Genomic DNA, 10,473 nt, shown 5'->3' with positions numbered 1-10,473 from the left:
TGGTGGGCTTTGCAGGGCTCGAACCTGCGACAACCCCGTTATGAGCGGGGGACTCTAACCAACTGAGTTAAAAGCCCATTTGAAACATGAAGTCGGTACCCAACTCGGTACCCAAAAAAAATAAACCTACTTAGAACACCTACAAAACAGCACTTTGTGAACTTTTCACAAACCCGTTATGAGCGGGGGGCTCTAACCAACTGAGCTAAGAACCCACTGTTTCTAGAAAAGCTATTGCTTTGTAGGTCGGAATTATACTTTAGACCACCTTAGATTTTTCTGATATCTGTGCATCTTTGATTTTAAAAACTACTGCATATAGAAGCGGTACATAAATCAGGTTTAAAACAGTTGCCCATGCTATTCCAAAACCTAGGGATATTGCCATTGGTTGGAGTATCATGGCTTGCCCTGAAGCAAAAAATATAAGTGTTGATAGTCCAAGAACCGTTGTAAGCGATGTCAGTAAAATCGGTCTTAATCTTGTTTGTGCCTGCTTCATAAGCTCTTCTGTATTTGTTGCATTTTTTATGAAATTCACTACAATAAGTCCGTCATTAACGACAACGCCCGCGAGTCCTACTACCCCTATCATTCCGGGCATTGTTAGGTTTATTCCCATGACCATGTGACCGAAGAATACGCCAAGCAGAACGAGCGGTATTGTGCTTATGACGATGAGGGATTTTTTAATGGAGTCAAAGAGCCAAACAAGAGTTATAAAAATCAAAAAGATTGCTATAAGTGCTGACTGCATCAGCTCTCTTTTGTTTTTTGCGTTTTCCTTCTCCTCTCCCTTTATATCAAGTTTGTAGCCATCACTATTTAATTTCGAGAATGTAGGTTCAAGTTTTTTCATGACCTCAGCAGATGTGATAATCTTCTTATCTATGGACGCAACTACCGTTCTTATCCTTGCTCCGTTCTCTTTTTGAAGAGCTACAAATCCTTGTGTCATTATAAAATCACAAACATCTTTTAGCAAAACAAAAGTATCGCTGGAGGGAACCTTGACCTCTATGCTGTCTATGGAGTTTATCTGCTCATTTACGCCGCTCTCTATCTTTATGCGAACAAGTCCGCTCTCGTTAAACATCTTGCCGTACTCGCCTTTGAGGTAGTACGCTCTAAGCTCTTTTGATATCTGTTCCTCATTGAAGCCAAGCTGCTGTCCATACTCGTTTACGCGAAGTTTCAGCTCTTTTTCGCCAAGCGTTGCATCGTTTGAGATATTGCTCACGCCCTCTATCGCTCTAAGTGCGTCTTCAAGCTCTTTTATGCCCTGCACTGTTTTTTGCTCATCGTTTGCACTTAAGCTTATCTCAACATCTGAGGCAACAACACCGGCTCCCGGAACCTTTACGACAAGCTCTTCATAGGTAATGTTTCCTCTCTCTTTAAGAGTTCTAAACGGCTCCACGACTCTCTCAACATCTTTTGCAATCTCTCTTGCGTCTCTCTCTCTTTTTAAGATATCTTTATCGTACTCAATAGAGAGATATGGGCTAATATACTCATCAAAAGCATTGTCGGCGGCGCGTTCACTCAAATCTATAAAGATATGAAAAAGATGCTCCCCCGTCTCAACCATATTTTTGGCATCAAGTTTAAAACCGATTACCGATGTGATTGAGGAGATATCATCCCCTTTTATATTTTTCAAAAGCTCTCTCTCAAGCTCTGTTACAATAGCCTCTGTATCTTCAAGCTCGTTGTTTACATTTACCTTTCCATAGACGTAGACCTGCGTGGTGTCAAAATCAGGGAAGAGTTGAAATTTGGAGTTTTTAATCATAACGGCTGTTAAAGATAAGATAGTCACAACCATAACTATGAGCGAAATCCATCTCTTTTTAAAAACAAAATGCAATGCAGCATTATGCCAAGAGGTGAGTTTTTTCCAGATTTTTCTCGTAGAACTATCACTGTGCGATACTTTTAAAAAGTCGTGCGCGTGAAGCGGCAGGAAGTAAAACGCCTCAAAGAGTGATGAGAGGAGCAGCACGGTTATCATGATAGGAATAATTTTTATAAACATTCCCATCTCGCCGCTAAGCAGAAGCATAGGTAAAAATGCAAAAACGGTTGTAAGAGTAGCGGTTAAAACTGCCGGAAACATCTCCTGCGCTCCGACTATTGCCGCTTCTCTTCTGTCCATCCCCTCCTCTAGGTGCCTGTAGATATTCTCGGCAACGACTATGGCTTCATCAACCAGCATCCCAAGAGCTATGAGTGCCCCTAAAAGTGAGAGCATATTTAAGCTGTCTCCCATAATCTCGGTGGCTATAAGCCCTATCATAAAACTCAGAGGGATTCCGATGGCAACAACAAATGCTATGCCGCGGTTTATAAAGATAAGCATCGCCAAAAAGACAAGCATAAGTCCAAAAGTTATATTTGCAAAAACGGTATTTAAACGATTTTTAATCCACACAGAAGTATCCGCGTATATCTCATACTGAAGCTCAGGATGAAGCTTTTGGCTCTCCTTTAAAAGGGCTCTAACCTTCTTCACAAGCTCTATCGCATTTCCCTCTTTTGCTTTTGCGACGTTTATGGATATATTTCTCACACCATTGTAGTGTGAAAGCTCCGTCTCATCGCTAAGTCTAAAAGAGACATCCGCAATGTCGCCTATTAGAACTCTGGAACCGCCTACGTTTATGACTGTGCTCTCAATATCTACTTTATTTTTCTCTCCGTTATAGGTTGAGATGTAAAGATGAGAACCTCTGTCTTTAATGGTTCCTATGGGAAAAATAGAGCTTATGTTTCTTAACGCTTCTACCGCCAAAGCAGGCTGCAGACCAAACGCCAAAACTTTTTGCTCGTTAATCTTTATGACAAGCTCTTCTTCGGCATCGCCGCGGATAGTGATCTCGCTAAGCTCTTTAAGTTTGCTCAGTTCGCTCTTTAACTCCTCCGCTCTTTGCAGTAGCTCCTCTTTTGGTCTATCGCCCGCCAGTGCCACAAGTGCGAGAGGAAAGTTATGCAGCTGTATCTTTGCAATCGGCTCTGCCATGTCCGAGGGCAGATCTTTTTTTACACTGCTTACTATATCTTTTACGTCATTTAAAACATTCGCATTGTCAGAACCCGGTTTTATGTCCGCTATGATAGAAAAAGAGCCGTTTTTAATGGTCGTTTTTATAATGTCAAGTTCACTAATGTTTTGAAGCTCATCCTCTATGGTTTTAACGACCATCTTGTCAAGCACATCGGCAGAAGTCCCGACGTATCCACCAGCTATGGTAACTTTATCCATGTTCATAGGAGGAAATATCTCTTTTGGGATATTGACATATGCAAATATGGAGAGAACAAAAATAAATGTGAGTAAAATATGGTTGAGCAGCGGTTTATCTATTGCAAACTCTAAAAAACGTCGAATCATCGAACCTCTTTAAAATATAGTATCAAGTACTTGATTTTTAAATCTAATAGATTCAACAGAGCCTTTTATAAGCCTGTTCTCCTCTTTTAGCGTATCATACTCGCTTTTTAGTTTTGATATATCCCTACTTTTAAAGTAAATCTGCTGCTGAATATATATTTTAGGAAAGAGCACAACAGAGACAAATGTTATGCCAAGCAGAACATACAGAAGGTGGTTTACATCGACGCCTTTTTTTGGATTGAGAACTAAATCTACTTCATTTAAAAGCTCTGTTTTCTCACTCATGCTTTGCTATCCGTCTGAAATACTCTTAGTTTTGCGCTTCTGCTTCTAGGATTTGCCTTTAGCTCATCATCTTCTGCCGTAATAGGTTTTTTGGTTAAAATTTTGCCGTATGAGTAATCATTGCTGCATGTACATCTCATCGCCTCTTTTGGGCAGATACAGCTCTCTCTCCAGCGCACAAAGCTGTTTTTGACCATTCTGTCCTCTAACGAGTGAAAGGAGATAATCGCTATTTTTGCATTCGGAAATTTTGCCTCTTCTATTGTGTCTAAAAGGGAGTTTAGCTCGCCTAGTTCGTTGTTTACCTCTATGCGAATAGCCTGCATGAGAAGTGTTGCCGGGTGAATCTTTTTTCCCGTTGGCATAAGATGTTTCAGGGCTTCGCTCAACTCTTTTGCGGATGAGAATGGGCGATTGCTTACAATAAAAGAGGCTATTTTTTTATAGTTTCTAAGTTCCCCATACTCAAGCAAAATTCTCTCAAGATCAGCTTGAGAGTACTCGTTTACGACCTCTGCCGCACTCAGTTGCGCATCCGTGTCCATTCTCATGTCAAGGTTATCGCTAGAAAAAGAGAAGCCTCTCTCTTTTTGGTCAAGCTGCAAAGATGAGACTCCAATGTCCGCCAAAACACCTCTGATTTCTTTAATATCATGCTCTTTAAGAATCTCTTTGATGACGGTGGAGAAGCGCCCTTTTTTTATCTCGACTCTCTCTTTATAAGGCTCTAGTCTTGAAGTTGAAAAATCGATTGCAGTCTGGTCTTGGTCTATTGCAATAAGCTTGATATTGGGATTTGCTTCAAGTATCATCGAAGAGTGCCCGCCATACCCCATCGTACAGTCTATAATCACCCCATTTTCGATATCACTGAAGGCTTCTAGTACCTGCGCGTATAAAACCGGAACATGTGGAATAATTTGCATTCAAGACCTATATAATTTTTACTACAATTATACATTAACTTTGTAAAGTTTAATTTTTATTACAGTATGATAAAGAAAAAAAGAGCTCTAAATATGCAAACAATAATAAGTCAATATTATATAGAACTAATAGGATTAATTGTCGTAGCAACTCTTGTAATAATAGTTGTTCTCTTAAATATTTCAAAAAACAAAGCAGCTGCATTAGCCAAGGAGGAGGATAAGGAGGTTGCAAAAAGCGACAAAAAAGAGCCTGAACCTTCCGTAACAACAAAAGAAGAGCAACCTGAATATAAAGAGGAACAACCCAGTGCGCAGGAGATAGAAACAGCTCCTATTGAGACTGCTGCTCCAATCCGTGTAAATAGAAAAAAACGAGAGCTTCTTCCACATGATAAAATTACAAAAGATGACTTTGCCGATTTTAAAGGTACAAGAATACTCATCGCCGAAGACAATATAATAAATCAAAAAGTTATAGCCGGGCTCTTGTCCACCTCCGGCATAGATATTACTATTGCAAACGATGGTCAAGAAGCGTTAAATATCTTAGAAAATGACAGAGATTTTGCAGTAATTTTCATGGATGCCCATATGCCGATAATAGACGGCTATCAAGCAACAAGACTCATTAGAAAAAATCCAAACTATGTGCATATTCCAATTGTGGCGCTCAGCGGCGATACTGCGGCAGACGATGTTAGAAATATGCTAAATGTAGGTATGGAAGCGCATCTGGAAAAACCTCTTAAAATGGATGCGCTATATGATATTTTATATATTTATACAACTGGTGAGGAGTCACAACAAACTCCTAAACCATCTCAAGAGAGTGCCGAATTTGACACGAATAAGGGTTTAGAGATATGCGGGGGAGACAAAGAGTTCTACCTTGAAATACTCAATGATTTTCTATCAAAATACTCCAACTCTGCAGAGACGCTTCAATCGCATATAAATGGGACAAACGGCATAGATGCCGATAAACTGCTCCTAGATATATCGGGTGTAGCGGCAAACATCGGTGCGGACAATCTGCATGAAATCGCGCTTGAACTAAAAAATAGTATCGCCAACCCTCTAGACTTAACCTATGTAAGCAACTTGAAGAATTACAAGAGGTCTATTGAAAAAGTTTGCGAAGCTATCAAAGAGTATACATTAGCGGCTTAGAGCTTTTTTTACATGCTCATCAGCCATAGTGATATTCCACTCTGGCTCCCAAACTAAATCGATCTCTACACTCTTTATCCCTGCCATCTTCTTCACAGCCTCTTTTACCCACTGCTGGATAAGCTGATGCATAGGGCACGCTTTTGTAGAGAGAGTCATCTTTACATACGCATTTCCATCTTCATCACATGAAGCGTCATAAATAAGCCCCATCTCTACAAGGTTAAAACCGACCTCAGGGTCTATGACTGTCGATATTGCTAAAAATAGTTCTTCTTTTGTATACATTTTTTTTATCCTTTTATTTATAATTGATCATATAAAAGACGTTTCTTACCAGAGCTAAAGCACCCATCAGTAAGAATGATGCTCCGGCTTTTAAGAGAACTCCCTCTTGAAGTAAAATAGCTGCCGCTATCACAATAACACCAAGAGCGCCAAACAGAAGCTGAGCAGAAGCGCTCTTTGTAGGAAGCATATCTGCCAACATCGGTACCTTTTGCTTTCCTACAAGTGGGGAAAACCTCTCAAACCAGACAAGAAACGGAATGATTTTATACATATGCCCCGTGATAACAAAAGCAAAAAAACCAAAAAACATCATCCATGCAGATGCTAAGAGCAGCGGTTCATAGCTGATACCTAAATATACTAATGCCAATGCCAGCGATGTAATCAGAGAAAAATATGCAAATAGAAGAGATTTTGCGTAAATATCAATCTCTTTTCTTGCTCTAGTTTTGTGTATAGTATATATAAAGTAAAAGTATATCAGCAATCCTACGGATGCCAATGTGTAGCCTCCGTAACCAAGGAGTGCAGCTCCACTTAGTGATGAGAGCACAACGCAAATTACAGCGATGCTCACAAGTGCTACAGAGATCTCAAGAGGCTTTTTACTAAAACCGTGAGAGAGTCCAAACATAGGAAGCAGCACGACTGAGAGCCCCATTATAGTAACTACTATGTATCCGACAATCACTAAAAACACATGCCCTTTGAGCAGTGCATTTATATCAATATTTACCATTCCTGCGTATCCAAGAGCCATCACAAGACCAAATATGACTCCAAAAAAGAGAAATATATTTGCCATAAGCATACTGCTAATGACAAGATTAAACTTTTTGACCTTTTTTATCGTTAGAAATATCTCCATAACAAATATCATCATGGCTATTAAAACAACCGTCCCGCCAAAAGGCAGAAGTGTCGGATAGCCTACAAACCCAAACGCCATCATTATTGTACCTATGCCAAGCAGAGGCCATATCGCATAGAAGAGTTCAACCCCAAAGTGCCCAACCTCAAGCACAACTGGCACTAACTGCGCCATTGCACCGAAAATTGTCATCATAACAAAACCGAGCAAAAAGAGATGGACAAAACTTAATATTTTTGTATCTAACATTGACAGATTATCTACAGAGAAGAAAAAGAGAAATATAACCGATAGCAGATAAAACAGACTCCCCAATATAAAAAAAGGAGAGATAAGTTTAAATGGAGGGGCAAAGTCTTGTGATACTGAGAACATATAACTGTTAGTGACTTATATTTTCAAGGTCGGTTGCTGCGCTAGATGAGCTGTTGCTTGTGAAAACTATTTTTACTAACCCCTCAGGAGTCTCTTGTGTCTCATATGAGACATCATCACCTAGTTTTGAGAAGAGTCCTCCAGGCGTTTTGTGGTTAATCATAACCAACTTATCATCTGTTCCTTTTATAAGCTTCAATCCGCACACAGCGTTTACCATTGGATCTGGCGGACCGCATTTTGAGGTATCAAAATAGTAAGTACTCTCACCATCTTTCTCTACTTTATAAAAATCTACCGTCGCACCGGTAACTTCTATTTTTGAAGCATCATTTGGAATAAGTGACATTTAAACTCCTTATTAATTTATATGGGTAAATTATATTTAATATATAAAGTTATAGCGTTGATTTGTATCAACAATGAAGCCGTATTTATCTTATTTGTCCGCTTCCGTATATTTTAAACTTATATGTTGTAAGTCCCTCGATTCCCATTGGACCACGTGCGTGAAGTTTGTTTGTACTAATACCGACCTCTGCACCAAAGCCAAATGATCCGCCATCTGTAAATCTTGTTGAAGCATTGAGATAAACGGCTGCCGCATCAATAGCATTTAAAAACTCCTCCGCAGCGGTTACGTTCTGAGTGATAATTGCCTCAGAGTGCCCTGAAGAGAATCTTACAATATGCTCAATCGCACCCTCAACACCATCTACTACTTTGATGTTTAGTATATTTGCAAGATACTCTGTATCGTAATCCTCATCAGTCGCATTTGCCACATCTATAATCGCCTGAGTCCGCTTACACCCTTTTAACTCGGTATTAGCTTTGTCAAACTCTACTTTTAAGAGCGGCAGTGCCTCTTTTGCCACGGCACTATCGACTAGAAGCGTCTCCATGGCATTACAAACGCCCGGTCTTTGAACTTTTGCATTGATGGCAATTTTGATAGCATCCTCCATAATAGCATCTTTGTCTATATATGTGTGGCACTGCCCTTTATCGTGTTTGACAACACTTACCGTTGCATTTTCACTCACATACTTTATAAGCCCTGCCCCGCCGCGAGGAATGATAAGATCAACATATTTATCCATCTTAATAAGTTTGGCAACTCCCTCTCTTGAGGAGTCGGGAATAAGTGATACGAGTGATTTTGGAAGGTTGTTTCTCTCTAAAACGCTCTGAAGTATCTTCGCGATTGCGTTATTTGAGTTCTCAGCCTCTTTTCCGCCCTTTAAAACACAGACATTTGAGCTTTTAAAACAGAGTGCTGCAGTATCGCTTGTAACATTTGGTCTAGATTCGTAGATGATTCCAATAACCCCGATAGGGATAGAGACCTTTTCTATCTTTAATCCATCCTCAGTTACCCAGCCATCAAGAACGCGTCCTACAGGCTCTTTAAGTGCCGCTATATCCTCTATTGCTACTGCCATAGCATCAATACGCTTCTCGTCCAGATAGAGTCTGTCCATCAATGCGGATGAGAGCTCATTCTTTTTGCCATCAGACATATCTTTCGCATTTGCTTCGATGAGCTCCATCGTATTTGCTCTCAGTCCTTTTGCCATCTCTCTCAAAATTCTATTTTTTTTCGCCCCGCTTAGAGTACTTAACACCCTGCTCGCTTGTTTTGCCTCTGCTAAAAATTGTTCCATTATCTCTCCTTTTATATTTTATATGTTAATGCTATACTACCATAAAAAAATAAAGGCACTTTATGAAGACTATCACTTTCATCGGCAACGGAAATATGGCTCTAAGCATTGCAAAGGGACTAAGAGAGAAGTATAACCTCGAAGTAATAGGCAGAAATTTAGAAAAATTAAACACGTTTGAAAATGAAGTGGGCGTTAAAATAGAAAAAATTTTAATGGATGATTCTGATATAGAGGGTAAGACGATTATATTATGCGTTAAACCCGCAAATGTAGAGGAGATTGCCGCTAGAATAACAGGCAGGGCAAAAGTCATCTACTCTGTTCTTGCAGGAACAACTGTGCAAAAGATAAAACAAAATCTCAACCCTCACGCCGTTGTAAGAAGCATGCCAAACCTCGCTGCAAGCGTAGGCAGATCCATGACAACGCTAACGGGAGATGAGTCATACAAAGATGAAGCGAAAGAGCTGCTTGGCGCAATCGGGGAGACTCTTTGGCTTGGAAGCGAAAAAGAGCTTGACATCGCAACAGGATTAGCAGGGAGCGGTCCTGCATATCTTACACTTATTGCCGAAGCTTTAACTGATGGAGCGGTAAAACAGGGGATGAAAAGAGCCGATGCCATGGCTACGATGCGCGGTCTTTTTGCAGGATTTGGAGAGCTTATACAAGATGTTCATCCGGCTCTCTTAAAAGACGCTGTCATGAGCCCCGGCGGAACAACTGCAGCGGGCTACGGGGCTCTTGAGGATGGAAACGTAAGAGCTTCATGTATGAATGCTATTGAACAGGCATATAAAAAAGCGATTGAATTATCAAAATAAGAAAAAAGGCAAAAGCGTCCATGCAAAAATTTCAAAAAAATTGCGCAACTCTTTTTTCGGATCTGCTAGATAACTCAAACGATATGCTCTTTGTTTTTAAACTCCAAGACGATAAAGCAGAGATAGTATATGTCAATAAAGCGGCTATAGAAAAGAGCGGTTACACTCTTGAAGAGATGAACAAAATAGGGATTGAAAATTTTAGAAAGCCGACCCATGAATCAAAAGAGTTTAAAGAGCATATAGAAGAGCTTAAAGAGAAGAAATCGATGCTCGACTATGCGATACTCTTAACAAAAGATAAAAGAGAGATACCGCTTGAAGCAAATGTAAAAATTGTGCAGGTTGATGGCTCCATGTACAATATTGCCGTAGTGAGAGATATAACTGAGAGAGTGGAGTATAAACAGTGGCTAGAGAGAGAACTTGACGAAAAAACAAAACTTCTAAAAGAGAATAACTCTGTTTTAAATAGCTATCAAGATGCCATAGATGCCAGCTCCATACTTACTCGTTCAGATAAAAGCGGAATTATTACATACGCAAACGACAACTTCTGTAAACTCTCCGGATATTCAAAAGAGGAAGTTCTTGGAAAACCCCACAATATAGTTCGCCACGAAGAGACCCCGAGTGAAGTTTTTAAAGATCTGTGGGAGAC

The 10,473-nt window shown here is 40.0% G+C and carries 10 protein-coding genes and 1 tRNA gene; 3 read left to right on the top strand and 8 right to left on the bottom strand.

Translation table 11 applies throughout. The annotated features are described in order from the left end of the window. The 4 genes from RQ763_RS00055 to rsmH all read right to left on the bottom strand — a co-directional run bounded on the left by RQ763_RS00055 (position 1) and on the right by rsmH (position 4,608). Positions 1-77: transfer RNA gene (locus RQ763_RS00055), tRNA-Ile, on the bottom strand. 182 nt (positions 78-259) lie between these two features. Further along, positions 260-3,394: an efflux RND transporter permease subunit gene (locus RQ763_RS00050; RefSeq protein WP_314150310.1), complete on the bottom strand. Its 3,135-nt coding sequence runs from the start codon at positions 3,392-3,394 to the stop codon at positions 260-262. A gap of 9 nt (positions 3,395-3,403) precedes the next feature. Further along, complete coding sequence (locus RQ763_RS00045) at positions 3,404-3,682, bottom strand: hypothetical protein (protein ID WP_314150308.1); 279 nt, start codon at positions 3,680-3,682, stop codon at positions 3,404-3,406. Beyond that, the gene (rsmH, locus tag RQ763_RS00040; RefSeq protein ID WP_314150306.1) at positions 3,679-4,608 is read right to left on the bottom strand and encodes a 16S rRNA (cytosine(1402)-N(4))-methyltransferase RsmH; all 930 of its coding nucleotides are present in this window, start codon (positions 4,606-4,608) and stop codon (positions 3,679-3,681) included. The genes RQ763_RS00045 and rsmH overlap by 4 nt, the downstream gene beginning before the upstream one ends. Positions 4,609-4,701: 93 nt before the next feature. On the opposite strand from rsmH, the gene RQ763_RS00035 reads away from it, so the two are divergent. Next, a complete protein-coding gene (locus tag RQ763_RS00035) occupies positions 4,702-5,781 on the top strand; it encodes a hybrid sensor histidine kinase/response regulator (protein WP_314150304.1) in 1,080 nt (359 codons plus the stop codon). Here RQ763_RS00035 and RQ763_RS00030 read toward each other — a convergent pair. The 4 genes from RQ763_RS00030 to RQ763_RS00015 form a co-directional block, all read right to left on the bottom strand. Then, the gene (locus RQ763_RS00030; protein WP_314150302.1) at positions 5,770-6,069 is read right to left on the bottom strand and encodes a metal-sulfur cluster assembly factor; all 300 of its coding nucleotides are present in this window, start codon (positions 6,067-6,069) and stop codon (positions 5,770-5,772) included. The two genes, RQ763_RS00035 and RQ763_RS00030, sit on opposite strands and share 12 nt — an antisense overlap. A 13-nt stretch (positions 6,070-6,082) precedes the next feature. Further along, positions 6,083-7,192 carry a hypothetical protein gene (locus RQ763_RS00025; RefSeq protein WP_314150300.1) on the bottom strand — a complete coding sequence of 370 codons (1,110 nt, stop codon included), beginning with the start codon at positions 7,190-7,192 and terminating at the stop codon, positions 6,083-6,085. A 133-nt stretch (positions 7,193-7,325) separates the two neighbouring features. After that, positions 7,326-7,667 (bottom strand): hypothetical protein, encoded by a 342-nt coding sequence (locus RQ763_RS00020; RefSeq protein WP_314150298.1) that lies wholly within the window; start codon positions 7,665-7,667, stop codon positions 7,326-7,328. Positions 7,668-7,752: 85 nt separating this feature from the next. Then, positions 7,753-8,985, bottom strand: a complete 1,233-nt coding sequence (locus RQ763_RS00015; protein WP_314150296.1) for a glutamate-5-semialdehyde dehydrogenase — start codon at positions 8,983-8,985, stop codon at positions 7,753-7,755. Positions 8,986-9,047: 62 nt separating this feature from the next. Between RQ763_RS00015 and RQ763_RS00010 the strand changes: the two genes are divergently transcribed. Together RQ763_RS00010 and RQ763_RS00005 are read left to right on the top strand one after the other, a co-directional pair. Next, positions 9,048-9,812 (top strand): pyrroline-5-carboxylate reductase, encoded by a 765-nt coding sequence (locus RQ763_RS00010; RefSeq protein WP_314150294.1) that lies wholly within the window; start codon positions 9,048-9,050, stop codon positions 9,810-9,812. 20 nt (positions 9,813-9,832) lie between these two features. Next, a partial coding sequence (locus RQ763_RS00005) for a PAS domain S-box protein (RefSeq protein WP_314150292.1) occupies positions 9,833-10,473 on the top strand: 641 nt, incomplete at its 3' end.

The sequence above is a fragment of the Sulfurimonas sp. genome, assembly GCF_032250635.1.
GTDB lineage: Bacteria > Campylobacterota > Campylobacteria > Campylobacterales > Sulfurimonadaceae > Sulfurimonas.
The sequence above is the reverse complement of the archived record's forward strand: the minus strand, read 5'-3'. Positions and strand labels throughout refer to the sequence as shown.

Coding starts and splice junctions, on each gene's coding strand:
- RQ763_RS00020 (WP_314150298.1), bottom strand. CDS start 7,667: ATGTCACTTATTCCAAATGATGCTTCAAAAATAGAAGTTACCGGTGCG.
- rsmH (WP_314150306.1), bottom strand. CDS start 4,608: ATGCAAATTATTCCACATGTTCCGGTTTTATACGCGCAGGTACTAGAA.
- RQ763_RS00050 (WP_314150310.1), bottom strand. CDS start 3,394: ATGATTCGACGTTTTTTAGAGTTTGCAATAGATAAACCGCTGCTCAAC.
- RQ763_RS00030 (WP_314150302.1), bottom strand. CDS start 6,069: ATGTATACAAAAGAAGAACTATTTTTAGCAATATCGACAGTCATAGAC.
- RQ763_RS00045 (WP_314150308.1), bottom strand. CDS start 3,682: ATGAGTGAGAAAACAGAGCTTTTAAATGAAGTAGATTTAGTTCTCAAT.
- RQ763_RS00010 (WP_314150294.1), top strand. CDS start 9,048: ATGAAGACTATCACTTTCATCGGCAACGGAAATATGGCTCTAAGCATT.
- RQ763_RS00015 (WP_314150296.1), bottom strand. CDS start 8,985: ATGGAACAATTTTTAGCAGAGGCAAAACAAGCGAGCAGGGTGTTAAGT.
- RQ763_RS00025 (WP_314150300.1), bottom strand. CDS start 7,192: ATGTTAGATACAAAAATATTAAGTTTTGTCCATCTCTTTTTGCTCGGT.
- RQ763_RS00035 (WP_314150304.1), top strand. CDS start 4,702: ATGCAAACAATAATAAGTCAATATTATATAGAACTAATAGGATTAATT.